General features: G+C 68.7%; 26 protein-coding genes and 2 riboswitches. Of the genes, 8 read left to right on the top strand and 18 right to left on the bottom strand.

The annotated features are described in order from the left end of the window. Positions 1 to 47: 47 nt before the first annotated feature. The 11 genes from ACWFRU_RS31135 to ACWFRU_RS31085 all read right to left on the bottom strand — a co-directional run bounded on the left by ACWFRU_RS31135 (position 48) and on the right by ACWFRU_RS31085 (position 12,392). Positions 48 to 917 carry a thioesterase family protein gene (locus tag ACWFRU_RS31135; protein WP_453691442.1) on the bottom strand — a complete coding sequence of 290 codons (870 nt, stop codon included), beginning with the start codon at positions 915 to 917 and terminating at the stop codon, positions 48 to 50. A gap of 72 nt (positions 918 to 989) precedes the next feature. Beyond that, positions 990 to 1,658: a trimeric intracellular cation channel family protein gene (locus ACWFRU_RS31130; RefSeq protein WP_453691441.1), complete on the bottom strand. Its 669-nt coding sequence runs from the start codon at positions 1,656 to 1,658 to the stop codon at positions 990 to 992. Positions 1,659 to 1,733: 75 nt separating this feature from the next. Then, positions 1,734 to 3,125 (bottom strand): M1 family metallopeptidase, encoded by a 1,392-nt coding sequence (locus ACWFRU_RS31125; RefSeq protein ID WP_453691440.1) that lies wholly within the window; start codon positions 3,123 to 3,125, stop codon positions 1,734 to 1,736. Between the two features lie 108 nt (positions 3,126 to 3,233). Further along, positions 3,234 to 4,466 carry an ABC transporter ATP-binding protein gene (locus tag ACWFRU_RS31120; protein ID WP_453691611.1) on the bottom strand — a complete coding sequence of 411 codons (1,233 nt, stop codon included), beginning with the start codon at positions 4,464 to 4,466 and terminating at the stop codon, positions 3,234 to 3,236. A gap of 35 nt (positions 4,467 to 4,501) precedes the next feature. Beyond that, a complete protein-coding gene (locus ACWFRU_RS31115) occupies positions 4,502 to 5,599 on the bottom strand; it encodes an ABC transporter ATP-binding protein (protein WP_453691439.1) in 1,098 nt (365 codons plus the stop codon). Continuing rightward, on the bottom strand, positions 5,596 to 6,597 hold the full coding sequence (locus ACWFRU_RS31110) for an ABC transporter permease (protein WP_453691438.1): 1,002 nt from the start codon (positions 6,595 to 6,597) through the stop codon (positions 5,596 to 5,598). The genes ACWFRU_RS31115 and ACWFRU_RS31110 overlap by 4 nt, the downstream gene beginning before the upstream one ends. 125 nt (positions 6,598 to 6,722) lie before the next feature. After that, positions 6,723 to 8,492, bottom strand: coding sequence for an ABC transporter substrate-binding protein (locus tag ACWFRU_RS31105; RefSeq protein ID WP_453691437.1), 1,770 nt, complete (start codon positions 8,490 to 8,492; stop codon positions 6,723 to 6,725). Positions 8,493 to 8,594: 102 nt separating this feature from the next. Continuing rightward, positions 8,595 to 9,599: an ABC transporter permease gene (locus ACWFRU_RS31100; RefSeq protein ID WP_453691436.1), complete on the bottom strand. Its 1,005-nt coding sequence runs from the start codon at positions 9,597 to 9,599 to the stop codon at positions 8,595 to 8,597. A gap of 354 nt (positions 9,600 to 9,953) precedes the next feature. Next, the gene (locus ACWFRU_RS31095) at positions 9,954 to 10,727 is read right to left on the bottom strand and encodes an enhanced serine sensitivity protein SseB C-terminal domain-containing protein (protein WP_453691435.1); all 774 of its coding nucleotides are present in this window, start codon (positions 10,725 to 10,727) and stop codon (positions 9,954 to 9,956) included. Between the two features lie 125 nt (positions 10,728 to 10,852). Beyond that, on the bottom strand, positions 10,853 to 11,656 hold the full coding sequence (locus ACWFRU_RS31090; protein ID WP_453691434.1) for an enhanced serine sensitivity protein SseB: 804 nt from the start codon (positions 11,654 to 11,656) through the stop codon (positions 10,853 to 10,855). Positions 11,657 to 11,717: 61 nt separating this feature from the next. Next, positions 11,718 to 12,392, bottom strand: coding sequence for an AAA family ATPase (locus ACWFRU_RS31085; RefSeq protein WP_453691609.1), 675 nt, complete (start codon positions 12,390 to 12,392; stop codon positions 11,718 to 11,720). Between the two features lie 153 nt (positions 12,393 to 12,545). Then, positions 12,546 to 12,651, top strand: a riboswitch (glycine riboswitch). Continuing rightward, positions 12,652 to 12,762, top strand: a riboswitch (glycine riboswitch). A gap of 36 nt (positions 12,763 to 12,798) precedes the next feature. On the opposite strand from ACWFRU_RS31085, the gene gcvT reads away from it, so the two are divergent. From gcvT to ACWFRU_RS31065, 4 genes are all read left to right on the top strand, one after another. After that, complete coding sequence (gene gcvT, locus ACWFRU_RS31080) at positions 12,799 to 13,932, top strand: glycine cleavage system aminomethyltransferase GcvT (RefSeq protein WP_453691433.1); 1,134 nt, start codon at positions 12,799 to 12,801, stop codon at positions 13,930 to 13,932. A 58-nt stretch (positions 13,933 to 13,990) separates the two neighbouring features. After that, entirely contained in the window at positions 13,991 to 14,368 is a 378-nt protein-coding gene (gene gcvH, locus ACWFRU_RS31075; protein WP_453691432.1) for a glycine cleavage system protein GcvH, read from the top strand. A 30-nt stretch (positions 14,369 to 14,398) separates the two neighbouring features. Beyond that, a complete protein-coding gene (gene glyA / locus ACWFRU_RS31070) occupies positions 14,399 to 15,658 on the top strand; it encodes a serine hydroxymethyltransferase (protein ID WP_453691431.1) in 1,260 nt (419 codons plus the stop codon). Positions 15,659 to 15,885: 227 nt separating this feature from the next. After that, positions 15,886 to 17,256 carry an L-serine ammonia-lyase gene (locus ACWFRU_RS31065; RefSeq protein ID WP_453691607.1) on the top strand — a complete coding sequence of 457 codons (1,371 nt, stop codon included), beginning with the start codon at positions 15,886 to 15,888 and terminating at the stop codon, positions 17,254 to 17,256. A 31-nt stretch (positions 17,257 to 17,287) separates the two neighbouring features. On the opposite strand, the gene ACWFRU_RS31060 is transcribed toward ACWFRU_RS31065, so the two are convergent. Then, entirely contained in the window at positions 17,288 to 17,947 is a 660-nt protein-coding gene (locus ACWFRU_RS31060; protein ID WP_453691430.1) for a GNAT family N-acetyltransferase, read from the bottom strand. Positions 17,948 to 18,028: 81 nt separating this feature from the next. On the opposite strand from ACWFRU_RS31060, the gene ACWFRU_RS31055 reads away from it, so the two are divergent. The 4 genes from ACWFRU_RS31055 (at position 18,029) to ACWFRU_RS31040 (ending at position 20,236) form a co-directional block, all read left to right on the top strand. After that, entirely contained in the window at positions 18,029 to 18,244 is a 216-nt protein-coding gene (locus ACWFRU_RS31055) for an EF-hand domain-containing protein (protein WP_363212409.1), read from the top strand. Positions 18,245 to 18,362: 118 nt separating this feature from the next. After that, the gene (locus ACWFRU_RS31050; protein ID WP_453691429.1) at positions 18,363 to 18,635 is read left to right on the top strand and encodes a hypothetical protein; all 273 of its coding nucleotides are present in this window, start codon (positions 18,363 to 18,365) and stop codon (positions 18,633 to 18,635) included. Positions 18,636 to 18,759: 124 nt separating this feature from the next. After that, positions 18,760 to 19,419 carry an NADPH-dependent F420 reductase gene (locus ACWFRU_RS31045; RefSeq protein ID WP_453691428.1) on the top strand — a complete coding sequence of 220 codons (660 nt, stop codon included), beginning with the start codon at positions 18,760 to 18,762 and terminating at the stop codon, positions 19,417 to 19,419. A gap of 76 nt (positions 19,420 to 19,495) precedes the next feature. Further along, on the top strand, positions 19,496 to 20,236 hold the full coding sequence (locus ACWFRU_RS31040; RefSeq protein ID WP_453691427.1) for an endonuclease domain-containing protein: 741 nt from the start codon (positions 19,496 to 19,498) through the stop codon (positions 20,234 to 20,236). An 8-nt stretch (positions 20,237 to 20,244) separates the two neighbouring features. Here the strand turns inward: ACWFRU_RS31040 and ACWFRU_RS31035 are convergent, their stop codons facing one another. The 6 genes from ACWFRU_RS31035 to ACWFRU_RS31010 all read right to left on the bottom strand — a co-directional run bounded on the left by ACWFRU_RS31035 (position 20,245) and on the right by ACWFRU_RS31010 (position 26,910). Beyond that, positions 20,245 to 20,799 carry a glycoside hydrolase family 25 protein gene (locus ACWFRU_RS31035; RefSeq protein ID WP_453691426.1) on the bottom strand — a complete coding sequence of 185 codons (555 nt, stop codon included), beginning with the start codon at positions 20,797 to 20,799 and terminating at the stop codon, positions 20,245 to 20,247. A gap of 99 nt (positions 20,800 to 20,898) precedes the next feature. Then, positions 20,899 to 22,086, bottom strand: coding sequence for a YncE family protein (locus ACWFRU_RS31030; RefSeq protein WP_453691605.1), 1,188 nt, complete (start codon positions 22,084 to 22,086; stop codon positions 20,899 to 20,901). Between the two features lie 631 nt (positions 22,087 to 22,717). After that, positions 22,718 to 23,326 carry an ATP-binding protein gene (locus ACWFRU_RS31025; RefSeq protein ID WP_453691603.1) on the bottom strand — a complete coding sequence of 203 codons (609 nt, stop codon included), beginning with the start codon at positions 23,324 to 23,326 and terminating at the stop codon, positions 22,718 to 22,720. A gap of 169 nt (positions 23,327 to 23,495) precedes the next feature. Next, positions 23,496 to 24,266, bottom strand: a complete 771-nt coding sequence (locus ACWFRU_RS31020; RefSeq protein WP_363212398.1) for an enoyl-CoA hydratase/isomerase family protein — start codon at positions 24,264 to 24,266, stop codon at positions 23,496 to 23,498. A 42-nt stretch (positions 24,267 to 24,308) separates the two neighbouring features. Then, a complete protein-coding gene (locus ACWFRU_RS31015) occupies positions 24,309 to 25,553 on the bottom strand; it encodes a L,D-transpeptidase (RefSeq protein WP_453691425.1) in 1,245 nt (414 codons plus the stop codon). Between the two features lie 157 nt (positions 25,554 to 25,710). Next, positions 25,711 to 26,910 (bottom strand): Ig-like domain-containing protein, encoded by a 1,200-nt coding sequence (locus ACWFRU_RS31010; RefSeq protein ID WP_453691602.1) that lies wholly within the window; start codon positions 26,908 to 26,910, stop codon positions 25,711 to 25,713. Positions 26,911 to 26,917 lie beyond the last annotated feature (7 nt).

The following is a 26,917-nucleotide window of genomic DNA, read 5'->3' as shown; positions in this document are numbered from 1 at the left end:
GGGAAGGGGTGGGATTGGGGAGAGCCCCGCAGGGACCCGCCCCGGCCTCAGCCCAACCGCACCCGCGCCAACTGCCGCGACTGGGCCACCAGGCGGTCCTCCGCGTCCCAGACCTCCGCGTCCTCCTCCAGGAAGCCCCCCGCGAGGTTCCGCGTGGTGATCGAGACCCGGAGAGGACCCGGCGCAGGCTTCGCCCGGACGTGGACCGTGAGTTCAACCGTCGGCACCCAGCCGGAGATCCCCAGCTCAAAGGCGGTCGGCGGCAACGCGTCCACCGCGAGCAGCAACGACAGCGGATCCGCGTCGCGGCCGTCCGCGAGGCCGAACCAGGCGCGCATCTCCCCCTTGCCGGAGGGCTGGCCGAGGGCCCACCCCAGGGTGGAGGGGTCCAGCTTCAGGAAGAGCCGGTCACTGATCGCGGAGCTGCCGGGCACCGGCCGGTGGTCCGGAGCGTCCTGGGGGCCGAAGCACTGCTCCAGCGGCGGCAGCGCCGGCGGCTTGGCCGTCGTACGGACGTCCTCGGGAAGGCCCGCCAGGTCTCCGTACGAGGCGAGCACACGGATGCGTTCGACCTCGCGCCCCTCCTCGTCGTACTGGAAGAGCGAGGCCTGCCCGGTCGACAGGGTGCGCCCGGCACGTGCCGTGTCCGTGCGGATCACGGCGGGCCCGGGGTGGGACGCCGTCAGGTAGTGCGCGGAGACCGTGAAGGGGTCCGGGTGCGGCAAGGCGTCCGCGAGCGCGCGGCCGAGGACCGCGAGGAGATAACCGCCGTTGACGGCGTTGATGATCGTCCAGCCCGCGGAGAGATCGATGTCGTAGACACCGGGCTCCCGCCGGGTGACCGCGGTGTCGCGGTCGAACTCGCTGTCGCCGATGCTCGCGGGCACCGCTGCCGGTATGGATGCTGCCTCTGCCATACCGGCAACGTACAACAAGTAATTACTGAGCGGTAGCTTTTTCTGTCGGGCCGCTCCCCTGACCCGCTTCCTCTAGCTCGCCTCCTCCACCTCGACCGCGGTGGACCGGCGGTGCCAGGCCCGGGGCGCCCGCCAGTGGTACCGCAGCGCGAGCAGCCGCAGGACGAAGGTCGTGATCACGGCGAGGCTGCTGGTGAAGGCGTTCACCATGTCGTAGTTGATGCAGAGCGCGACCATCGCGGATCCGACGATGGCGGGCACGGCGTACAGGTCACGGTCCCAGCGCACCAGGGAGGGCACCTCGTTGGCGATGATGTCGCGCAGCACGCCGCCGCCCACCGCGGTGGCGAGCCCCAGGGCCGCCGACGCGGTGAGGCCGAGGCCGTAGTCGTACGCCTTGGTCGTGCCGGTGACGCAGAAGAGGCCGAGGCCCGCGGCGTCGAAGACGTTCACCGCGAGCTGGGTGCGCTCCACCTCCGGGTGCAGGAAGAACACCAGGGCGGCCGCGAACAGCGGCGTGATGAAGTAGCCGAGGTCGACGAAGGCGGCGGGCGGCACCGCCCCGATGACCACGTCCCGGAAGATCCCCCCGCCCAGCGCGGTGACCTCGGCGAGCACGACGATCCCGAAGACGTCGAAGTTCTTGCGTACGGCGAGCAGGGCGCCGGAGATCGCGAAGACGAAGATCCCGACGATGTCGAGCGCGTGCTGGACGGAGGGACTGAACAGATCCTGGATCACGCGACATTCTTACCTGCCCGCCGTCACGGGCCTCACCAGGGCGGAGCCGCGCGGCGGCAGCGGCGCCCGCGGCGGTTACAGGGCGGGCTTGCCCTTCGTGAACAGCCACGTCTCGAACAGCGCGTCGAGCTGCTTGCCCGAGATCTTCTCGGCGAGCCGGATGAACTCGGCGGTGGTGGCGTTGCTGTAGCGCTGCTGCGCGGCCCAGGCCGGGAGCAGCTTGAAGAACGCCTTGTCACCGATGCGCTCACGCAGCACCTGCAGCGTCATGGCGCCGCGCTGGTAGACGGCGGAGGCGAACATCGTGTCGCGCTGCGGATCGCCGACGACGATCTGCCAGAAGGGCGCGTCGGCGGGGCGTGAGTTGTAGCCGGCGAGAAAGGCCTCGCGGGCGGTCTGGGTGCCCTTGTGCTCGCTCCACAGCCACTGGGAGTAGGTCGCGAAGCCTTCGTTGAGCCAGATGTCGTTCCACTTCGCGGGCGTGACGGAGTCGCCGAACCACTGGTGGGCGACCTCGTGGGCGATGGTCGACTCGCTGCGGATCGCGGAGTACACCGGCTTGGTCTGGGTCTCCAGGGAGAAGCCCGCCTGCGGCATGTCGTCGACGATCGCGCCGGTCTCCTCGAAGGGGTAGGGCCCGAAGATCTTCGACCAGTAGTCGGTGACCTCGGCCGTGACGCCGTACACGTCGACGTTGTTGCTGTTCTCCAGGACGGGGTCGATGGCGACGTAGATCGGGGTGCCGCCCGGGGTCCTGCCCTTCTTCACGTCGAACTTGCCGATGGTCGCGGTCGCGAGATACGTCGCCATGGGCTTGGACTCGCGCCAGTGGGCGACGGTCTGCCCGCCCTTGGTGTACCTGTCGACGAGCCGGCCGTTGGAGACGCCGGTCAGGCCCCTGGGGGCCTTGATGCGGATGTCGAAGGCGGCCTTGTCCGAGGGGTGGTCGCTGGCGGGGAACCAGGTCGAGGCGGCGTTGGGCTCGCAGGCGACGAAGACGCCGTCGGTGGTCTTCATCCAGCCGTAGTCGGAGCCGAAGACGATGGGGCCGCTCAGCGGCTCGGGCACGCCGCCGTAGGTGACGATCACGGTGAACGTCTTGTGCTTGCGCAGGTGGTCGCGGGGGCTGATGCGGATCTCGTCGCCGTCGCGGGTGAACTTCGCGCGTCTGCCGTTCACCTCGATCCTCGTCACCTCCAGTTTCTGGAGGTCGAGGTGGAAGGAGGAGAGGTTCTGGGTGGCGCGCGCGGTGATCGTGGTGCGGCCGTCGAGGCGGTCGGTGTCGGGGTTGTACCCCACGTCGAGGCCGTAGTGGCGTACGTCGAAACCGCCGTTGCCGAGCAGCGGGAAGTACGGGTCGCCGACGCCGGGCGAGCCGGGGTGCGGTGCGGGTGCGGCGGCGATCAAGCAGAAGGAGGCGGCGGCTGTGGCCAGTGCCCCCAGACGTGCCGAACGGGAGAGTGCCATGAGTCATCCCTTCGCGCGTGTTCCGGTGAGACGGACACGCAGACTCTGCACTCTCCCGTATGGGCGTGTACATGACCTGGTGACTGATTTTTACCAAGTCATCAGGCGCTACTTGTCAGTTGACCCCTGACCCTCGGACTCCGCTTCCGGAGCGTCCTTCGAGGCGGTCTCGGCGGTGCCCTTCGGGGCGGCCACGGCGGTTTCCGGCGCGACGGTCTTCTTCGGGGCCGCGGCCTCCTCGGCCGTCTCCTCCGCCTTGCTCACCACCGACACCACCTCGATCGCCTCCGTGGCGACCTGCAGCAGCTTGGTGTCGCCCGGCTGCTGGTCCTCGGCGTTCTCCGGGTGGTGGCACGCCACCTGGTGGCCGGAGGCGAGGGGGATCAGCGGCGGCTCCGTCTTCGCGCAGATCTCCGTGGCCTTCCAGCAGCGCGTGTGGAAACGGCAGCCGGTGGGCGGGTCGATCGGCGAGGGGACGTCACCGCGCAGCAGGATGCGCTCGCTCTTGACGCCGCGCCGCTTGGGATCGGGCACGGGCACCGCGGAGAGCAGCGCCTTGGTGTACGGGTGCATCGGCGTGGAGTAGAGGTCCTTGCGGTCCGCCAGCTCCACGATCTTGCCGAGGTACATCACCGCGATGCGGTCCGAGACGTGCCGGATGACCGAGAGGTCGTGCGCGATGATCACGTACGTGAGACCGAGCTCGTCCTGGAGGTCGTCCAGGAGGTTGACCACCTGGGCCTGGATGGACACGTCCAGGGCGGAGACGGGCTCGTCGGCCACGACCAGCTTCGGCCGCAGGGCCAGCGCACGCGCGATGCCGATGCGCTGACGCTGACCGCCGGAGAACTCGTGCGGGTAGCGGTTGTAGTGCTCGGGGCTGAGCCCCACCCGCTCCAGCATCTCCTGCACGGTCTGCTTCAGGCCGCCCTCGGGCTTGACGCCCTGCAGCTTGAACGGCGCACCGACGATCGTGCCGATGGTGTGCCGCGGGTTCAGCGACGAGTACGGGTCCTGGAAGATCATCTGCACGTCGCGGCGCAGCGGCCGCATCTTGCCGGTGCCCAGGTGCGTGATGTCCACGCCCTCGAACTCCACGCGGCCCGCGGTCGGTTCGAGCAGACGGGTGATCAGGCGGCCCATCGTCGACTTGCCGCAGCCCGACTCGCCCACGACGCCCAGCGTCTCACCGGGACGCACGTCGAAGCTGAGCCCGTCGACCGCCTGGACGGCCGCCACCTGGCGCTTCAGCAGCCCCTTCTTGATGGGGAAGTGCTTCACCAGGCCGTCGACCTTGAGCAGCGGCTCGACCGAGCTCTTCGCCTGCGCCGGGATCGTCATCTCCTGGCCCTTCGCCTGGTCTTTCGTGTCGTCTTTCACAGCTTCGGCGCAATCTCTTCGGTCCAGATCCTGGTGCGCTCGTCCTGCGACATGTGGCAGGCGGTGAAGTGCCCGGGCTCGACCTCACGCAGGTCGGGGCGCTCACGGCGGGTGATCTGGTCCTTGGGGATGTCGGCGTAGGGGCAGCGCGGGTTGAAGGCGCAGCCCGTCGGCAGGTTGATCAGGCTGGGCGGGGAGCCCTTGACCGGCACGAGACGGTCCGTCTCCTCGCGGTCGATGCGCGGCATCGACCCCAACAGGCCCCAGGTGTAGGGGTGCTGGGGCTCGTAGAAGACCTTCTCCGCGGTGCCGCGCTCGACACAGCGCCCGCCGTACATCACGAGCAGTTCGTCCGCCATCTCGGCGACCACGCCCAGGTCGTGCGTGATCATGATGACCGCGGAGCCGAACTCCTTCTGCAGATCGCGGATGAGGTCGAGGATCTGCGCCTGGACGGTGACGTCGAGGGCGGTCGTCGGCTCGTCCGCGATGAGCAGCTCGGGGTTGTTCACCAGGGCCATGGCGATCATGGCGCGCTGGCGCATGCCGCCCGAGAACTCGTGCGGGTAGCTGTCGACCCGCTTGTCCGGCTGGGGGATGCCCACCCGGTCGAGCATCTCGACGGCGCGCTTGCGGGCGGTCTTCTTGTCCACCTTGTGGTGGACCCGGTACGCCTCGGTGATCTGCTGCCCGATGGAGTAGTACGGGTGCAGCGCCGACAGCGGGTCCTGGAAGATCATCGCCATCTCGCGGCCACGCAGCTTGCGCACCACGTCCGGGTCCGCGCCGAGCAGTTCCGTGCCGTTCAGCCAGATCTCACCGGAGAGCTGCGGCTTGCGGCTGCCGTACTGGCCGGCGGTGTGCAGGCCGAGGATGCCCAGCGAGGTGACCGACTTGCCGGAGCCGGACTCGCCGACGATGCCGAGGGTCTTGCCCTTCTCCAGCTTGAAGCTGAGCCCGTCGACGGACTTGACCAGGCCGTCGTCGGTCGGGAAGTGCACCTTGAGGTCGCGGACTTCGAGGAAGGCGGTGGGGGCGACCGAATCGGCGACGGGTTCTCCGACCGCCGCTCCGGTCTTGTGCAGTTCGGTCATCCCAGCCTCACTCGCGGGTCAATGACGGCGTACAGAAGGTCGACGACGAGGTTGGCGAGGGCGATCGCTAGCGAAGCGCACAAGGTGACGCCGAGGATCACCGGCAGGTCCTTGTTGCTGATGGCCTTGACCGCCTCCAGACCGAGCCCCGGCAGGTTGAAGGTGGATTCGGTGAGGACGGCGCCGCCCATGAGCACACCGAGGTCCAGACCGAAGACGGTGAGGATGGGCGTCATGGCGGAGCGCAGCGCGTGCCTCCTGATGACGACGGCCTCGCCGAGCCCCTTGGCGCGCGCGGTGCGGATGTAGTCCTCACCGAGCACTTCCAGCATGGTGGCGCGGGTGAGTCGCGCGTACATGGCGGCGTTGAGGAACGCGAGCACGATCCACGGAAGGATCAGGGTCTCGAACCAGATGTTGATCGGGTCTTCCGTGGTGAGGGTGTCCTCGATCTCCACCCAGCCGAGGGTGTGGACGAAGAGCCCCATCGCGATCATGCCGGTGAAGAAGACGGGCAGCGAGACGCCGGCGAGGGCGGTGATCATCGCCGTGCGGTCCCAGATGGTGCCGCGCTTGAGCGCGGAGAGCACACCGGTGGCGACACCGGCGACCAGCCACAGCACACACGCGCCGGCGGCGAGCGCGGCGGTGACGGGCAGGGCGTCCTTGAGGGTCTCCCAGACAGGTGCCTCGGTACGGAAGGAGTATCCGAAGCACGGGGCCGGGCAGTGGGTCACGTCGGTCCCGTTGGCGTAGTCACGCCCCATCGGGATGCCCTTGACGAAGTCCCAGAACTGGACGAGCAGTGGGTCGTCGAGTCCCAGTTTGATCCGGATGCCCGCGAGCTGCTCGGCACCGGACGACTTTCCGGCGAAGAGGACGGCGATGTCCTGTCCCGCCCACTTGGGCAGCATGAAGAAGACGGTGAAGGTCGCGAGCAGTACGACCAGCACCATGATGACAACGGCGATCAGGCGCCGGATGAGATAAGCAAGCACTGTGCGCGGCCCGGCGGTGGCCGGGACCCCCTTGTGAGGAGTCCCGGCCACCGCCCGGGGCCATCACCTGCCCTTCGGACTGGCGGGATTCGGCGGTGGGACGGCCTTACGGCGACTGACTGCTACTACTTCGCGTCGTTCACACCGAGCGAGACGTAGTCGTAGCGACCGCTGTACGCGGCGGACGAGTAGACGTTGGTCACTCGCGAGGAACGCCAGCTGATGTTCTTCTCGTAGAGGAACGGCATCCAGTAGGCCTTGTCGACGATCTCGTGGGCCAGGTCGGTGTAGATCTCACCGGCCTTGTCGGGGTCGACCGTGGCGATCGCGTCGTCGAAGAACTTGTCGATCTTCGGGTCGTCGATCTGCGACTCGTTGTAGTTGCCGTTCTCGTTGATGAAGCGGCTGTCGAACAGCGGCTGGGCGTAGCCCTGGCCGGTCGGGAAGTCAGGACCCCAGCCCGCCATCGTCATGCCGATGCCGCGCTTCTTCACGACCGCGGGGGAACCGGTGATGCTGGAGGAGTCGGCGCCGTCGATCTGGTCGACCTCGGCGTTGATGCCGACCTTCTTCAGCTGCTCCTGGAGCGCCGTGGCGGCGTCCACCTCGCCCGGCTGGTTGGTGCGCGCCGAGACCTTGGTCGAGAAGCCGCCCGGCTTGCCGCACTTCTTGAGCTCGGCCTTGGCCTTGGCGACGTCCGGCTTGCCCTTGCGCTCGGCGATGCCGTACGGGTCGTAGTCGTCGTGGCCCTTGATGGCCTTCGGGAAGACGCTGGTGGCGATCTCACCGGCGGCGACCGGGCCGCCTCGGGTCTTCTGCAGGCCCGCGAAGTCCGTGGCGTAGAAGACGGCCTTGCGGCAGGCCTCGTTGTCGAACGGCTTCGTCTTGGTCACCAGGGCGACGTAACGGACGAAGTCCGTCTGCATGTTGTCGACGTTGCCCTTGTGGTCCTGAATGGCGGTGGTACGACCCGACTGGGTCATGCCGGTGCCATTCATGTCGATGTCGTAGTCGCCTTCCATCAGGCGCTTGTCGTTCTCTTCGAGGTTCGCCGAGATGGTGACCTGGATCTTGTCCGGCAGCGCGGGACGGACCGGGTCGGACGACTTCTTCCAGTTATTGTTGCGGACCAGCGTGATGCTCTTGCCGGCGCTGTAGTTCTGGAACTTGTACGGGCCGGAGGAGAACGGGCGCTGGGTGTACTTGGCGCCGGTGTCCTCGGACTGCTTCACCGGGGTGCCCGACGGCATCGCGAGCATCTGCTCGAAGTCGCCGTTCTTCTTGGGCAGCTTGAAGATGATGGTCTTGTCGTCCGGCGTCTCGATCGCCTTCAGACCGAGCTTGTCCTTCGACTTGTCCTCGTAGGGGCCCTTGTACTCGCCCTTCGGGTCAAGCGTCGACTTCAGGTAGCCGGGACCGCCGGTGATGACCTTGGTCGCCCAGATGCGCTCGATGCCGTACTTGATGTCCTTGGAGGTCAGCGCCGAGCCGTCCTCCCAGGTGAGACCGTCACGCAGCTTGTACGTGTAGGTCTTGCCGTCGTCGCTGATCTTCGCCGTGGACTCGGCGAGGTCGGGGACGAGCTTGTTGGACGCGGCACCCGGCTTGGTGTCGTACGTGATCAGCGTGCGGGTGTAGAACCGCATGAAGTCCCACGTCATGCCGTAGTAGGCACGCTGCGGGTCGGCCGAGTCCAGGTCCTGCTTGGCGATGAACTTGAGCGTTCCGCCCTTCTTCGCCGACTTGTTCGCGACCTTGCCGATCGCCGCGTTGTAGCCGGCGCCCTTGCTGTCGTCGTCGTCGCTGCCGCCGCCGCACGCCGTGGTGGTCACCAGCGCCGCCACGACGAGGGCCGCGCCTGCGGTCAACCGTCGTTTAGAGGAACCTGTGGGCATTTCTCGCATCCTCCGAGATTCGCGGTCCCAGGCTTTGACTGCCTTGAGAACCATGGGAAGAGCCACCTGACGCTGCGGCAGGGGCAAGCCAGTTGGAGCTGTTTACCGAGTTCCCTTGGGGTCCAGGGCGTCGCGCAGCCCATCACCGAAGAGGTTGAAGGCAAGCACGGTCACGAAGATCGCCAGGCCGGGGAAGACCATGAACATCGGATCGTGCTCGTACGTCGCGAGGGCGTCCCGGAGCATGCCGCCCCAGGAGGCCGTCGGCGGCCGTACACCTGCGCCGAGGAAGCTGAGCGCCGCTTCGGTGAGGATGTTGGTGGGGATCATCAGGGTCGCGTACACCGTGATCGGTGCGATCAGGTTCGGCAGCAACTCACGGAAGAGGATGTGCCGTTGACCGCCGCCGAGGCTGCGGGCCGCCTCCACGTACTCGCGTTCGCGCAGGCTGAGGGTCTGGCCGCGGACGATGCGCCCGACGTAGGGCCAGCCGAAGAAGCCGATCACCAGGATCAGGACGGCGATGCGGACCCCGCTGCCGGTGAGGCCGAGCAGGTCGTCGGGGAGGACCGAGACCAGGGAGATCACGAAGAGCAACTGCGGGAAGGCGAGCAGCACGTCCATGACACGGCTGATCGTCGCGTCGACCCAGCCCCCGAAGTAACCGGCGATGATGCCGAAGAAGGTGCCGAGCGCCACGGCCACCACGGCGGCGAGGAACGCCACCAGGAGCGAGATGCGGGCTCCGTAGACGATGCGGCTGAAGACGTCGCGGCCCTTGTTGGGCTCTACTCCGAAGAGGAAGTCCCAACTCATGCCGCCGAACGCGCCCTTGGGCAGGTTCGTCAGGTCTTCCAGCTCTTCCTGATGAAACTCGTTGGGCGGGTGGCCCAGCAGGGAGACGATCAGGGGTGCGAAGACGGCGACAAAGACCAGGACGAGCACGGTGATGCCGCCGGCCAGAGCGACCCTGTCCCGCTTCAAGCGGTTCCAGGCGATCTGCTTGAGGGACCGCCCCTCGACCTTCTTCACCCCTGCATCAGCTGCGGGAGCGACGTCCGCTGTCGGGTCCGCGTCCGCAGGTGTGTCATGCAATGGTGCCGTCATCGTGGCAGGGACCCCTCTCAACCGGTGGTGACCGGCCCGCACTTGCCGCTGTAGCGACGTGATCAGTCCGTCGTACACAGGGGCGAAGCGCCCCTGGTGCGGGAGTCTTCATCGGGGTCGCGATCTGTTACCAGCCTTGACGGTGAATGGATGCGCAACCGTGATGCTGATCGAGGTGTTCCGTTATCCGGACGCACGTGAACGAGGGTCGAACACGGGGCAGTTGGGTCGCAAGGTGCCACGGGAGCCCATAGGCCCCCTCCACCATCAGAACGGACATCGTGACGGTCAGGGCAGGTATACGAGCCGCGGTGGCCGGTTCAAGGCCCTCTCGGGGAGGGGCGCGGCGCCGGTTCAGTACTGCGCGGGGTAGCCGTAACCGCCCGCGGGCGCCGGTGCGGGCTGGGCCTCGCGGTCGTAGAAGGGGCGCGCGTTGGCACGCAGCCACATGGCCACCGGGTCGTACTGGTCGGACATCGCGACCGTCGACACGGGCAGGCCGTCGGGGACCGCGGCGATCGACTGCTGCATCATCGTGCGCACCCCGTCGACCGACGCCGGCGAGGTGTCGTACACATCGAGACCGATGGCCAGATACGGGGCGCCGAGCGCGGGCTGCACCCAGGCGCGGCGCAGCGAGCGGACCGCGGGGGTGCGGTGGGCGTTCTGCGTGAGCAGGGCGTAGAACTGGGGGATCTCGATGGCCGGTTCGGTGAGCCTGAGCGGCCCCGCGGGCAGCAGGTCGAGGCCCGAGGCGATGCGCCGCAGGTCGAGCCAGGGGATGCCGACACCGCCGCCGGGCGCGTGGGGGTTCAGCCAGAGGCCGTAGTGGTCGGGGAAGAGGGTGCGGGCGATGTCGAGACCGCCGACCACCTCGTACGAGCGGTTCCAGCCACTGGCGGAGAGCTCCTGGGCCGAGGTCACGCACGGGGCGTAACCCAGGCCCTCGACCTCCATGTTCCCGTACTGGGCGTCGGGGGATCCGGCCTGGCCGTGCCAGAGCAGCATCCACACCTGGTCGGCGGCGAGCGCCCGCAGGAGCGCCTCGTAGGCGTCATAGCGCCCCGGCGTCACCTGGCGCAGCATGTGCTCGACCTGCCCGGCCGCAGCCGTGCCCGACGCACTCACCCTTAACCGCCCCTTCGCGATGACCCGCTGACCCGGTGGAACTCCGGCTCATGAAACCAGCTTATGCGGCGATCCTGACACCGACTTGACGTACGGCACCCTCACACACGTACCTGCACATGTCCTTACACATGTCCGTGCTCGTGTCCCGGTGTCCGGACGAAGAAGGTCCTGACGCGCTCGCGCATCCAGTCGGCGACCGGGTCCTGGGCCACGTCGAGCAGCACCAGGTTCACCGGCCAGGCCACCGGGGACTGCCCCAGTGCGCGGCCCAGGGCTTCCATCGGGAGCTCGCGCTCGTTGCCCTCCCAGGAGGTCAGTTCGACGCCGACGAACAGTGCGGGGTCACCGCCCTCGACGCTGGCCAGGCAGCGGCGGGCGCTCAGGACGACGCCGGTGGCCTCGAACTCGCGGGCGGCGGCGGACAGGAAGTCGACCGGGTCCTCCTGCCAGTCCGGTTCGAAGAGGCGTACGCGGCCGCCGGTCGCGGGGCCGTCCAGCGGGGTGCGCCCGGCGCGGCAGAGTTCGGCGACGGCGGGCGGCGGCAGCGGCACACCGACCGTGCCGTCCGGGTTGACCGCGATGCCCAGCTGCGGGGGCAGGCCGCGCGCGAACTCCACGGCGGGCGCCACGGTGCAGCCCATGCGCCCGCCGGTGGCCTGGTGGAACTGCTGCTCGGAGCTGAAGACGGGGACATAGGCCTGGCCGTCGATCTCCAGCGTGGGCAGGTCGAGGGTGCCGCTGTCCGGGCCCCCGCCGTTCGGCAGCGGGACCCAGACGTGGCTGCGGCCGAGCACCTCGACGATGCGGGCCCCCGCGGACGCCCGGGGCGCTCCGGGGGTGCCCAGGGATGCCGCGAGCACCTCTTCGAGTTCGTTGCCCGGCCATCCTCCGTAGGGATGGGCGTGCGCCTGCGCCGGAATGTCCATCTCTTCTAACCCCTGATCGGTCCCGCTCTGCCTGCGGCACGACCCTAACGCGGCGGGCGGCTCAGTCCCCGAAGCCGATCCCCCGCAGCACCCCGGCCGCCGTCCGGTCCAGAAGCACCGCCGAGCCGCAGCCGCGCGGCAGGTCGCCGCGCTCGGCGGCGCCGACGAGCCGGCCGACCGTCCTGCGGTGGCGCGCGAAGGCGTACCGCGACACGCCGCGCCCGCGCGCGAGCTGCCCCTCTATGGCGGTGTCCGGCGGCACGTCGAGCAGCAGCAGGTGCAGGGTGGTGCCGCGCCGCGCGGCCTCGCGGGCCAGCCAGCGGCGCACCCAGGCCTGGGTGCCGCAGTCGTGCACCACGACGCCCTCGCCGGAGCGCAGGGCCTTGCGCAGGCCCGCGTAGTGCGCGATGCGGACCAGCGGGCGGTACACCGCGTACGGCAGGAGGCTCGGCATGCGCCGGGCCCAGCGGTCGCGGGTGTCCTGCGAGTCGATGCGGGGGCCGGCGACGGCTCTGCGCATCAGCGTGGACTTGCCGCTGCCCGGCAGCCCGGAGACGACGATCAGATCGCCCTCGCCGAACGTGAGCCGGTACGGGCTGTGGCCGGTCCGCTGCCGCAGGTCGCGGACGACGGCCGCCGGCAGGGGGCCGCAGCTCTCCCTGGTGGGGGCGGCGGCCTGTTTGGGCAGGGCCACCCCTGTGTTGGTCGCGTAGACACTCGTCCTGCGCACCGTGATCGGCCTCCCCTTAGCGGTCACGTACCTGCTTCCCGCAGCTTCCCCGGCAAGTGTAAAGAGAAGGTAATGCGGCACAACAGCATTACTGGACTGGCACTGCCTTGTGACGCAGGCGCGTGCAATGATGTGCGCGCAAACTCCATACAGGCCGTTTGAATCCGCGCGGGAGAGTTCCCGGTGACCGTCGCACGACGCACCGGGGCGCCGAAGGAGCAAGTCCCTCCCTTGAATCTCTCAGGCCCCGTACCGCGCGGGCGAGGCACATCTGAAAAGCGGGCCGCCTGCGCGGCTCCACCCAAGGTGCAAGTCATGACCCTCATACGTACGGGTCGTGGTGAACCTCTCAGGTTCCGATGACAGATGGGGAGGATCGACCTCGCCCGTCATGCCCCTGGGAGTTCCACGAATGAGTACTGCCCCCCGTCTGACCGCACTCGATGCCGTGCATCGTGCGCTCGGCGCGACCATGACCGACTTCGCGGGCTGGGACATGCCGCTGCGGTACGCGAGCGAGCGCGACGAGCACAACGCCGTGCGCACCAAGGCCGGTCTCTTCGACCTCTCCCACATGGGCGAGATCACGGTCCGGGGGCCCGAGGCCGTGGACCTCCTGAACTTCGCGCTCGTCGGCAACATCGGCTCCATCGGTGTCGGCCGCGCCCGCTACACGATGATCTGTGCCGAGGACGGCGGCATCCTGGACGACCTGATCGTCTACCGGCTCGGCAAGCCCGAGACCCCCGAGTACATGGTGGTCGCCAACGCCTCGAACGCCCAGGTCGTGCTCGACGCGCTGACCGCCCGCGCCGAGGGCTTCGACGCCGAGGTCCGCGACGACCGTGACGCGTACGCCCTGCTCGCCGTCCAGGGTCCCGAGTCCCCCGGCATCCTGAAGTCACTCACGGATGCCGACCTGGACGGCCTCAAGTACTACGCGGGCCTGCCCGGCACGGTCGCGGGCGTGCCCGCGCTGATCGCCCGCACGGGCTACACGGGCGAGGACGGCTTCGAGCTGTTCGTCGCGCCCGGCGACGCCGAGAAGCTGTGGAACGCGCTCATGGAGGCCGGCGAGCCCGCGGGCCTGGTCCCCGCCGGTCTCTCCTGCCGCGACACGCTGCGTCTTGAGGCGGGCATGCCGCTGTACGGGCACGAGCTGACCGCGGAGCTGACGCCCTTCGACGCGGGCCTCGGCCGGGTCGTCAAGTTCGAGAAGACCTCGCAGTCCGACACCTTCGTGGGGCGCGCGGCGCTCGCGGCCGCCGCGGAGCGCGCCGAGGCCGCTCCCCCGCGCAAGCTGGTCGGTCTGATCGCTTCAGGCCGCCGCGTCCCGCGCGCGGGCTTCTCCGTGGTCGCCGACGGCAAGGTCATCGGCGAGGTCACCTCGGGTGCACCGTCCCCCACGCTGGGCAAGCCGATCGCCATCGCGTATGTCGACGCGGCGCACGCCACCCCCGGCAGTGAGGGTGTCGGCGTGGACATCCGGGGCACGCACGAGCCGTACGAGGTCGTGGCGCTGCCGTTCTACAAGCGCCAGAAGTGACACCCCGCACAACAGCCTCGTCCATCAGCACTCCCCCGCGTACAGGAGAATTCAGGTCATGAGCAACCCCCAGCAGCTGCGTTACAGCAAGGAGCACGAGTGGCTCTCGGCCGTCGAGGACGGTGTGGCGACCGTCGGCATCACGGAGCACGCGGCCAACGCGCTCGGTGACGTCGTCTACGCCGACCTGCCCGAGGCCGGTGCCGCGGTGACCGCGGGCGAGACGTGCGGCGAGCTCGAGTCGACCAAGTCCGTCAGCGACCTCTACTCGCCGGTCACCGGCGAGGTCGTCGAGTCGAACCAGGACGTCGTGGAAGACCCGTCGCTCGTCAACTCCGCCCCGTTCGAGGGTGGTTGGCTCTTCAAGGTGCGCGTCTCGGAGGAGCCGAAGGACCTGCTCTCCGCGGACGAGTACACCGAGTTCTCCGGCAGCTGAAGCCCCCCGAAGACCCTTAGGGACCACCTGATGTCGCTTCTCAACACCCCTCTCCACGAGCTGGACCCGGACGTCGCCGCCGCCGTCGACGCCGAGCTCCACCGTCAGCAGTCCACCCTGGAAATGATCGCCTCGGAGAACTTCGCTCCCGTCGCCGTCATGGAGGCCCAGGGCACGGTCCTCACCAACAAGTACGCCGAGGGCTACCCCGGCCGCCGGTACTACGGCGGCTGTGAGCACGTCGACGTCACCGAGCAGATCGCGATCGACCGGATCAAGGACCTGTTCGGCGCCGAGTACGCCAACGTCCAGCCGCACTCCGGCGCCTCCGCCAACCAGGCCGCCCTCTTCGCGATCGCCCAGCCCGGCGACACGATCCTCGGCCTCGACCTGGCGCACGGCGGCCACCTCACCCACGGCATGCGCCTGAACTTCTCCGGCAAGCAGTTCAACGTGGTCGCGTACCACGTGGACGAGGCCGGTCTGGTCGACATGGCCGAGGTCGAGCGCCTGGCCAAGGAGAACAGCCCCAAGGTGATCATCGCGGGCTGGTCCGCCTACCCGCGTCAGCTGGACTTCGCGGAGTTCCGCCGGATCGCCGACGAGGTCGGCGCGAAGCTGTGGGTCGACATGGCGCACTTCGCCGGTCTCGTCGCCGCCGGTCTGCACCCGAACCCGGTGCCGTACGCGGACGTGGTGACCTCCACCACGCACAAGACGCTCGGCGGCCCGCGCGGCGGCGTCATCCTGGCCCGCGACAAGGCGTTCGCGAAGAAGCTGAACTCGGCGGTCTTCCCCGGCTTCCAGGGCGGCCCGCTGGAGCACGTGATCGCGGCCAAGGCCGTCTCCTTCAAGGTCGCGGCCTCCGAGGAGTTCAAGGAGCGCCAGCAGCGCACCCTGGACGGCGCCCGCATCCTGGCCGAGCGCCTGGTGCAGGACGACGCGAAGGCCGTCGGCGTCGACGTCCTGTCCGGCGGCACGGACGTGCACCTGGTCCTGGTGGACCTGCGCAACTCCGAGCTGGACGGCCAGCAGGCCGAGGACCGCCTCCACGAGGTCGGCATCACGGTCAACCGCAACGCGATCCCGAACGACCCGCGCCCCCCGATGGTCACCTCGGGCCTGCGGATCGGTACGCCCGCGCTCGCGACCCGCGGCTTCCAGGAGGACGACTTCCGTGAGGTCGCCGACATCATCGCCGAGGCGCTGAAGCCGGGCTTCGACGCGGAATCCCTGAAGGCCCGCGTCACCGCCTTGGCGGAAAAGCACCCGCTGTACCCCAACCTGTAGCATTTTCGTACGCTTTCTTTCGTACGGACCTTCGGGGCACCGCGCACACTGGACAGTGAGGACAGTGAGTGCGGTGCCCCGGCCCATGCCCCGGCCCATGCCCCGGCTCACGCCCTGCTTTCTGCACCGCCCACCCGTCGCCCGCCACCACCCTCAACCGAGGCGCTGTCGCGCCGCTGAATGCTCTGGCAGACAACGGCGTCTACCAACCACTCTTGGAGTTTCTCGTGGCCCTCTCGGTCTTCGACCTGTTCTCGATCGGCATCGGCCCGTCCAGCTCCCACACGGTCGGTCCCATGCGCGCCGCCCGCATCTTCGCGAGCCGCCTCAAGAACGAGGGCCTGATGGCCCACACCACCGCCATACGGGCCGAGCTCTACGGCTCGCTCGGCGCGACGGGCCACGGCCACGGCACCCCGAAGGCGGTGCTGCTCGGCCTGGAGGGCGAGTCGCCGCGCTCGGTGGACGTGGAGTCGGCGGACGACCGCGTCGAGCAGATCAAGTCGAGCGGCCGCATCAACATCCTCGGCATGCACGAGATCGACTTCGACTTCGACGAGGACCTGGTCCTGCACCGCCGCAAGGCCCTGCCGTACCACGCCAACGGCATGACGATCTTCGCGTACGACCATGAGGGCGGCCTCGTCCTGGAGAAGACGTACTACTCCGTGGGCGGCGGCTTCGTGGTCGACGAGGACGCGGTGGCCGGCGAGAACCCGATCGTGCCGGACGACACGGTCCTCAAGCACCCCTTCCGCACGGGCGACGAGCTGCTGCGCCTCGCCAAGGAGACCGGCCTGTCCATCTCCGCGCTGATGCTGGAGAACGAGAAGGCCTGGCGCACGGAGGAGGAGATCCGCTCGGGCCTCCTGGACATCTGGGGCGTCATGCAGTCCTGCGTGTCCCGCGGCATGTCCCGCGAGGGCATCCTGCCGGGCGGCCTCAAGGTCCGCCGCCGCGCGGCCAACTCGGCGCGCCAGCTCCGGGCCGAGGGCGACCCGCAGGCCCGCGCCATGGAGTGGATCACCCTCTACGCGATGGCCGTGAACGAGGAGAACGCGGCGGGCGGCCGCGTCGTGACCGCCCCGACGAACGGCGCGGCGGGCATCATCCCGGCGGTCCTGCACTACTACATGAACTTCATCCCCGGAGCCGACGAGGACGGCGTGGTCCGCTTCCTCCTCGCGGCGGGCGCGATCGGCATGCTCTTCAAGGAGAACGCCTCGATCTCCGGCGCCGAGGTCGGCTGCCAGGGCGAGGTCGGCTCCGCCTGCTCGATGGCCGCGGGCGCCCTCGCCGAGGTTCTCGGCGGCAGCCCCGAGCAGGTCGAGAACGCCGCCGAGATCGGCATGGAGCACAACCTCGGCCTGACCTGCGACCCGGTCGGCGGCCTCGTCCAGATCCCGTGCATCGAGCGCAACGGCATGGCGGCGGTCAAGGCCGTGACCGCGGCGAAGATGGCGATGCGCGGCGACGGCAGCCACAAGGTGTCCCTCGACAAGGTCATCAAGACCATGAAGGACACGGGCGCCGACATGAGCGTCAAGTACAAGGAGACGGCGCGGGGCGGGCTCGCGGTGAACATCATCGAGTGCTGATTCCCGCCGCTGGGGTCCGCCACTGAGGCCCTCAGCGCGCCACGAACAGCGCCTCCGCGCCCACCGGCCGGTACCCCGCCGCCTGGAAGACCCGCACGCTGCGCGCGTTGCCCGGGGACTGCTGCGCCCATACGTGGGACGCGCCGGGCGCCAGGTGCCGGGCGGCGAGGGCGAGCGCTCGGCCCAGGCCCCGGTGGCGTACGTCCTCGTCGACCTCGATCGCCGCCTCCCAGCGCCCGGCGAGTCCCCGGCCGAGGACCAGCACCCCGCCCCCGGCGGAGGCCCACACCCGCACGTCGTCGCGGCGCTTGCGGGCACGGGCCACCCGGGGGTGGTCGGGGTCGTCGATCTCGCGGAGGTCCAGGGCCGGTTCGGGGGCGCCCGGCAGGGTGTCGGCCACGGTCAGGAGGTCGGTGGTGTCCGTCGCGCGGCCCGTCCGCTCCAGGAAGGCGGCAAGGAACAGCGGGTTCATCGTGGCGGCCAGCGGATCGCAGTCGAGCGCGGCGAGGGTGGCGTGCACCCACCGCGGGTCCTCGTCCGTGAAGACCACCGAGTGCGCGGTGAAGGCGAGCACCCCCGCGTCGCGGTGGCAGGGCTGCGGGACGACGGTGGTCGTGCCGTCGGGCGGCGGGAACCGACCGTGGGCCGCCGCGTCGAGGATGGTGCCGAGCGTCGCAGGGGTGCTGGCCATGGGCGTACTCCTTGTGATCGCGGGCTCGGACGGCCGATACCCTGACCCTCGTCAGTAATGCACGAAGAAGGGGTGGATCCGGTGGCGGACATCGAGGAAGCGCGTAAGACGTTCGACCAGTTCGACGCGGACGGCGACGGCTTCATCACAGCGGCGGAGTGGAAGTCGGCCATGGCCAAGATGGGGGACTTCTACGTCACCGAGACGGTGGCCGAGGCCGTGATCGGCACCAAGGACACCGACAAGGACAAGCGCCTCTCCTTCGACGAGTTCTGGGCGAGCCTGAACAAGAAGTAGTGGCCGTACGCAGGAGGGGCCCGGTACGCGAGAGCGCCGGGCCCCTCCCGCGTGTTCAGCGGGCGCGCCGCGCCGCCCGCACGCTCCACCGCCCTTCCGTGCGCTCAAGCCGCACCGGGTGGTCGAAGCATTTGCTGATCCGGTCGCTCGTCAGTACGTCGTCCACGGCGCCGGAGGCGAGCGCGCGGCCCTCCCGCAGCACGGCCCCGGCTTCCGCCCCCTGGCGCAGGCGCTCACCCCGGAGGGCGGCACCGTCGTCGCCTACGGCTGGCTCGACCCGCGCCCCGCGGAGCTCCTTTGGCTGCCGGCCCTGAAGATCCACTTCTACGCGGACGCGCACCGCCTGATGGAGTCCAATACGCACATCGGCAAGCTCGTGGTGAAACTCTGAGGGAGGCCGATCCAGCCGACCGGAAACACCGGCCCGGAATACTCCACCCATTCCGGAGGTTGGCTCCGTTACGAGTTACGAGTTACCTCACGACACCGGCGAACCACCCCCGGAGGGGTCAGTCATGAAGATCGGCATCATCGGCGCGGGCAACATCGGCGGCAACCTCACCCGTCGCCTCACGGCCCTCGGCCACGACGTGTCCGTCGCGAACTCCCGTGGCCCGCACACCCTCACCGACCTCGTCGAGGAGACCGGCGCCACGGCCGTACCGGTCGAGGAAGCCGCGCGCGGCGCCCAGGTCGTCGTCGTGACGATCCCGCTGAAGGCCGTCCCGAACCTGCCGTCCGGCTTCCTCGACGGCGCAGCCGAGAACGCCGCCGTCATCGACACCGGCAACTACTACCCCCAGCAGCGTGACGGGAAGATCGCCGAGATCGAGGAGGGCCTGACCGAGAGCCGCTGGACCGAGCGCCAGATCGGCCACCCGGTCATCAAGGCATTCAACGGCACATACGCCCAGGACATCCTCGACAAGCCCCAGCCCAAGGGCACCCCCGGCCGCGTCGCCCTCCCGGTCTCCGGCGACGACGAGGCCGCGAAGAAGGTCGTACGCGACCTCATCGACGAGATCGGCTTCGACACCGTCGACAACGGCGGCCAGGACAACTCCTGGCGCCAACAGCCGGGCACCCCGGTCTACGGCCTGGCCAAGGACACGGAAGCAGTCACCAAGGCCCTGTCCGAGGCATCCCCGGAACGCACGGCGGAGTGGCGCGCCTAATCGAACTGCCGTGTCACCTCGGCGTCCCTCCACGGCACCGAGGTGACCCGCTTCCACCCGGTTCGTTGATCGATCCATGCGTATCTGTTCGGCCAAGGGAGACGGGTGGGCGTGCGACCGGACCTCCGACAGGCATGCCTTCACGAAAGGGATGTGTCGGACCCACTACACACAGACCCATAGAGGCAAGGCGCTCTCGCGTATTCAACACACCACTACGACTGACGGCATTCACCGGAACTGCCGGTTCGACAACTGCCAGAGGGCCGCCTTGGCCAAGGGCCTGTGCAATGGCCACTACCAACAGCAGTCCGCAGGGCGCCCGTTAGCTCCTCTACGGAGGAAGAGGGACAACGCGACCTACCAGGCGATGGTCGAGAGCGGGTTCGTCGAGTGCCTCGGATGCGGCGAGAACAAGCCGACATCGGCGTATTCAGCGGTGAACCGCGCAGGCGCCCTACGGCCCTACTGCAAGCCATGCAATTCCGAGCGCGTCCGGCTCAGTCACTACAACGTGACCAAGGAATTCCTCGACCAGCTCTGGCGGTTCCAGGGCGAGCGTTGCGCGATATGTGGAATCACTGAGGCAGGGATGCGGACCCCGCATGTCGATCACGACCACTCCTGTTGCAAGGTGGGCAGGAGCTGCGGCATGTGTGTCCGTGGCCTCGTCTGCTCGAACTGCAATGCCTACGGGCTCGCCTGGTACGAGGCCCTGCCGGACCACCTGCGCACATTCGGCCTGCTGAACGATTACATCAACCAGCCACCCGCGAAGCGGTTCCGGGAAGAACCGCTCGCGGCGGAAGAGCCTTAGACGAACGGTCAGTCGACCGTGGCCCAGTCCCGCATTGCCTGCTTGCTGGCGAAGTCCGCCACATTCTTGTCCAACGGCGTCGACGTGTACTGGTGGATGCGCCACTTCGCCTGGATGCGGGGCTTGCCCGCCGTGACGTAGTCGGCGATCCAGAGGCCGTCGCCGGCGAATGATGTGCTGTCGTAGGTGGTCCAGAAATTTCTGTTGCAGTAGAGCAGGCACCTGTGCGAAGGCCGCAGCCTCTTCACCTCACGGATGAACCGGTCCTTCTCCGCGTTGCTCGCTCGGGTGTGTTCGCCCGTCCACTCCCAGTCCACCGCTAGCAAGTCCCCTGACTTCTCAGGGGACTTGCTGACGAAGTACTCCGCCTGTGCCTTGATGTTCCCCGGCCACAGGAAGTGGTAGAAGCCGACCACGCAGCCGCCGTCCCGTGCCCGCTTCGTCTGTGCCGTCAGCCTTGGGTTGACGTACGAGCGGCCCTCCGTCGCTTTTATGATGACGAAGGAGATGCCGTCCGTGTCGAAGGTGGACTGGTACGAGCTGACGTCGATGCCTTTGAGCACGGGCAGCCTCCTGGAAGGCAGAGGGGAGGTCGGCTGGATCTACCCTTGTGGTGCCCGGTGGCCGTGGTGGTCAACCGTTGTAGTACTCAGGCGTATTGCTCAGCGGAAGATCCCCGTGTGTCCGAGCGAGTAGCGGCCCGGCTGCGGGTAGACCGCGAGGCCGTGTGGGCCGCCACCCACCGGGATGCGGGCGGTCTGGACTCCTGTGCGGGTGTCGATGGCGTAGACCTCGGAGTCGTAACGGCCCGACAGCCAGAGGGTGTTGCCGTCCGCCGACACCCCGCCCATGTCGGGGCTGCCGCCCTGGGGGAGCTTCCACTTCTTGGTGAGCTTGTTCTTGGGGAAGTCGAAGACGGAGACGGTGCCCTCGCCGCGGTTGGACACGTACATCTCGCGTGAGTCCCGGCTGACGTACAGGCCGTGGGTGCCCTTGCCGGTCGGCAGGAGCTTCGGCTTGTCGAACTTGTCGCCGCTCAGGACCCACATGCCGTCCGCCATCATGTCGGCGACGTAGAAGGTCTTGCCGTCGGGCGAGATCTTCACGTCCTGCGGCATCGCACCCTTGAAGGGCAGCTTCTGCTGGGCGACCACCTTCATTTTCTCCGTGTCGACCTTCAGGAGTTCACCCGAGAACTCGCAGGAGACGATGAAGTAGCGGCCGTCGGCGGAGAAGTCGGCGTGATTGACGCCGTAGCAGCTGACCGGTTCGGTCTTGACCTTCTTCATGGTGTGCGGGTCGCGGAAGACGAGCTCGCGGTCCATGGAGGCCATCACGATGGCGTACTTGCCGTTGGGCGTGAAGTAGAGGTTGTACGGGTCGTGCACGTCGACCGGCTTGCCCGCCTTGCCGGTCTTGGGATCGATGGGCGTGAGCGTGTGACCGCGGTTGTTGTTGACCCAGAGCGTCTTCATGTCCCAGGAGGGGACGACGTGCTGCGGCTGGACCCCGACGTCGATCGTGTCGATGACCTCGTACGACTCGGGGTCGATGACCGAGACGGTGTTGGAGTTGGTGTTGGGGACGTAGATCCGGGAGGGGAAGTCCTTGACCACCGGGGAGAGCTTGCCCGGGCGGTCGGCCGCGTAGACGTCCTTGGGGTCGAGGACGGGCGGCATCCCCGGCAGACCGTCCTCGGCCTTGGGCTTCGTGGGTTTCTGGATGCCCTTGGTACCGAGGGCTTCGTCCTCGCGGGGCTCGCCGCCGCATCCGGCGAGCGCGGCGGCGACGACGGCACCGGCGGCGACGACCGCTCCGGTGCGCCGGGTGAGGTTCAGGTGCAGGGTCATCAGGTCAGCAACTCCGTGGTCGTCACCGCGCGCGGGTCGCGGCGGTCCGGTCGAGCCGGTGAGGCGGCGCGGACGCTCGGCGCAGCCGGAGATCTCCTCGGGGGCGTCGGCGTCGGCCTCGGGCCGGCGCCCGATCCCGCGCTCGCGCTCGCGCACGCGCCCGTACGCAGGGCTCCACGGCGGTCGGTCTCGGTCACCCGACCATTTAATGGGCAAAGAGGGCAGAAGGCGCTTATTGCGCGCACGCGAGAGCCGCGGGTCGGGACCGGGAGGCGGGAGTCCACCTCGATGCACCTTGCGGAACACTTGCGGAACACCTGTCACAGCTCGAACTTAACCAGCGTTTACCAGGCAGGTGTCCCATCTCACCAAGGATTCACCTTTGAACTGTCGTGGATTGTTGCCCTATGCCCGGAATGGGACTTTTGGATCGCTGGCCCCCGTCTGCCATAGTCGGAGGCACGACCCCCATTGACCCGGGCTCAGGTCGTCAACGGCGTCCGTGGACCACACCCCTTTGTCCGCGGCGCCCCGCGCAGGCCCCCGCAGCGCCACAACCGGCGACCGGGGGCTTTCGCGTATCCGCGGCCAGCGTCCAGCGGCCGGCGGTCAAGCGGTCAGCCGTCGGCAGTCAGCGGTCGGCGACCCGCATCTCGAACCAGGTCGTCTTGCCGCGCGGCAGCAGATCCACGCCCCAGCGGTCGGAGAGCTTGTCGACCAGGAAGAGGCCGCGGCCACTGAGGTCCATCTCCTGGACGGGCATCAGGCAGGGCAGTCCGCGCGAGGGGTCGCGCACCTCGACCCTGATCCAGCCGCGCCGCCGCATCATCCGCAGCCCGAAGACACGGGCGCCGGTGTGCCGCACGGCGTTGCCGACGAGCTCGGAGGTGAGGAGCACCGCGTCCTCGGTCAGCTTCGGGGAGAGCCCCCAGTGCCGGAGCACCACGACCTGGGCGAGCCTGCGCGCGATGGCGGCGGACTCCGGGCGCGACGGCAGCGGAACCTCCGCGTCCGTCGGATTGCCGAACAACTCGAGCGCTTTGAGCGCGTGTTCGTCCTCGACCGCCGGCGACCAGCGCGCCGCGGTCGCACTCCCGTGTCGCCGCGGCTGTTCGATACCCTCCAGCCCCGCCATGCCCCCATCATGGCCGCACACGGCGCGTTCCGGGGCCGTTCCGACGGAATAAGCCCCCCGGAACCATCCGTTCCGGGGGGCCGGGTAGGCATATGCCAGTGGCAGCGGGGACCCTGTCGCACCCACACTGACCTGCGATGACTGCCCGCTTACGGGTGATCACTTACGGCCTCGGAGCGCCCGGACTTAAGGTTCCCTTAAGTCGCGCATAAACCGCTCCTTCGGGGGACTCTTTGGCTGACGCGGCCTCAACTGATCGCTCCCAGGCGGAAATTCAGAGGAACTTCGCCTTGCCGGGACCCTCTTCGACGAAGCTGCGCATGCCACGCTCACGGTCCTCGGTGGCGAAGAGACCGGCGAACCAGGTGCGCTCGATCGCGAGCCCGGTGTCGATGTCCGTCTCGAGGCCCGCGTCCACGGCCTCCTTGGCGGCGCGCAGCGCGAGCGCGGGCCCCTGTGCGAGCCGCGCGGCCCACTGGTGCGCCTGCTCGTACACCTCGGCGGCGGGCACGACCCGGTCCACCAGACCGATGGTGAGCGCCTCGTCGGCCTTGACCATGCGGCCGGTGAAGATGAGGTCCTTGGCCTTGGACGGGCCGACCAGACGGGACAGCCGCTGGGTACCGCCCGCGCCGGGGATCAGGCCGAGCAGGATCTCGGGCTGGCCGAGTTTGGCGTTGTCGGCGGCGATACGGAAGTCGGCGCAGAGGGCCAGCTCGCAGCCGCCGCCGAGCGCGTAGCCGGTGACGGCGGCGACGACGGGCTTGGGGATGCGGGCGACCGCGGTGAAGGAGTCCTGCAGGGCCCTGGACCGCACGACCATCGCCGTGTGGTCCATGGCCTGCATCTCCTTGATGTCCGCGCCCGCCGCGAACACCTTCTCGCCGCCGTAGATGATCACGGCGCGTACGTCGTCGCGCCGGGTCGCCTCCTCGGCCAGCTCCTTGAGCCGGTCCTGGAGGGCGATGTCGAGCGCGTTCATCGGGGGGCGGTCGAGGCGGATCGTGCCGACGCCTTCGGCGACTTCGAGATGCACAGATGTCATGCGGGGCACGTTAGCCGTGCCCCGCACGGGAGTGGCGACCGGTCAGGCCTTCCACTTCTCCCAGGACATGTTCCAGCCGTTGTAGCCGTTCTCGGGCTGGATCGTCTTGTCCGCGGAGTTCTTCACGACCACGACGTCACCGATGAGGGAGTTGGCGAAGAACCAGCCCGCGGGCGTCTTCTTGCTGTAGCCGCCGCGCACGTCGCTCAGGCCGATGCAGCCGTGGCTGGCGTTGGTGTTGCCGAAGGCGCCGCCCGACCAGTAGTTGCCGTGGATGAACGTGCCCGACGTGGACAGGCGCATCGCGTGCGGGACGTCCTTGATGTCGTACTCGCCGCCGAAGCCGACGGTCTCGCCGTTCATGCGGGTGACCGCGAGCTTCTCGCTGATGACCATCTGGCCGTTGTACGTCGTCGTGCCGGGGGCGCCCGCGGTGATCGGGATCTTCTTGATCTGCTTGCCGTCCCGGACGACCTTCATCTGGTGCGTCTTGGCGTCGACGGTGGAGACCTGGCTGCGGCCGATGGTGAACTTCAGGGTCTTGGCCTGCTCGCCGTAGACCCCGGGCCGGCCCTCGACACCGTCGAGGTTGAGGTTGACGGTGACCTTCGTCCCCGCCTTCCAGTACTTCTCGGGGCGGAAGTCGATGCGGTCGTTGCCGAACCAGTGGGGCTCGACGTCCACGGCCGGCTCGGTCTTGATCTGGATGGCCTTCTCGACGGCCTCGGGCTCGGTGATGCCGCGGTTGAAGTGGACCGAGAACGGCATTCCCACGCCGACCTTCGAGCCGTCCTCCGGCGTGAACTGGCCTATGAAGGTGTTCTTCGGCGTCAGCGTCGTGAACGACGTGTCCTTGGCCGATTCACGTCCCTCGGAGTCCTTGGCTATCGCGTGGACCTTGTACTTCGTGGAGGCGGCCAGGTGGTGCGCCGGCGTCCATGTGGCGCCGTCCGAGGCGATCTTGCCCGGGACCGGATTGCCCTTGCTGTCCTCGACCTTGACCTGCGAGAGCTTGCCCTTGTCGGCGGCTATCTTCAGCGCGCCGCTGGTGGCCACCGAGTCGGCGCCGTCCTTCGGGGCTATGGTCACCACCGCCGTCGACGGCGCGTTCTTGTCGGCCGCCTTGCCCTTGCCGTCGCCGCCCGCGTCCGAGCCGCCGCCCCCGCCGCACGCCGTGACCAACAGCAGCGTCACACCCGATGCCACCGCAAAGAGACCCTTGGTCCCCCGTCGTCGTGCGCTCCCCCGCGCACGAACCGACGTCCCCGATATCGGTCGCCCGTTCAAGATGTGTCTCCCCTCGCACGGCCTGGTCAGGCCCGCACCCCAGTGCCTCAGCGCGCACAGACACGCGCCTGCGCTAGATAACCACACGGCCCTGACCGATGACTCCCCGCCAATGTCACTGTTCAGTCCCAACTGCGCATGGGGTGCGGACCCTGCCTCAGCGCCGGTCCGTGGGCTCGGCCTTCGGCTCCGGTGCGGGCCGCGCCGTCCAGTCCTTCCACTCCATGTTCCAGCCACCGAGGCCGTTGTCAGGAGCGACTTTCTTGTCATCGCTGTTGACGACTTCCACCACATCACCGATCAGGGTGCGGTCGAAGAACCACCCCGCCGGGGTCTGTGAGCTGCCGCCCTTCACGTCGCGCAGGCCGATGCAGCCGTGGCTGACATTCGTGTTGCCGGGGGCGTCCGGGGCCCAGTAGTTGCCGTGCAGGAAGGTGCCGGAGGTCGTCAGGCGGACCGCGTGGGGGACGTCGGGGATGTTGTACTCGCCGCCGAAGCCGACGGTGCGGCTGTTCATCCGGGTCACCTCCAGCATCTCCGTGACCACCATCTTCCCGTTGTACGTGGTGGTCTTGGGGGCGCCCGCGGTGATCGGGACGGTGGAGAGGAGCTCGCCGTCGCGGCGTACCTCCATGGTGTGCTCGGCGGCGTCGACCAGGGAGGTCTGGCTGCGGCCGACCGTGAACGAGAAGCTCTTGTCCTGGAGGCCGTAGACGCCGGGGGCGGCCTCGACGTCGCGCAGCCGCAGGCCGACGGTGACCTTCGTGCCGGGCTTCCAGTACTTCTCGGGGCGGAAGTCCACGCGGGTCTTGCCGAACCAGTGCGGCCGTACGTCTACGGCGGGCTTCGCGGTGACGCTGATGGCGCGCTGGACGGCTTCCAGATTCTCGATCTCCTGGTTGAACTCCAGGGAGACGATCATGCCGGTGCCGACGGTGGAGCGGTCCTCCGGCGAGACGTAGGCGATGAAGCGTTCGTCGGGGACGGCGGTCGTGAACGTCGTGTGCCGGGCCGAGCGGCGGCCGTGGCCGTCGAGGGCGACGGCGTCCACCGAGTACTTCGCGGCGAGCGCGAGGCCGCTGTCGTCCAGTGGCTTCCAGGTCATGCCGTCCTCGTCGATGCGGCCGGGCACGGTCTGCTCCCGCGCGTCCTGCACGCGGACGACCTTCACCGATTCGAGGCGTCCGTCGGGGACCTCGACCTGGAGCTTCTCGTCTCCCTTGACCCCCTTGCTGCCGTCGTCGGGCGTCACCCGGATCGCGTCGGCGGGCGACCGTGGCTTGCCCATCAGCCTGTCGATGCCGTCGCCGTCGCCGCTGCATCCCGCGGCACCGGCGAGCAGTCCTGCCCATGTCACCACGGCG

Source organism: Streptomyces sp. NPDC055099 (genome assembly GCF_053607685.1).
This window is presented reverse-complemented; position numbering and strand designations above follow the sequence as displayed.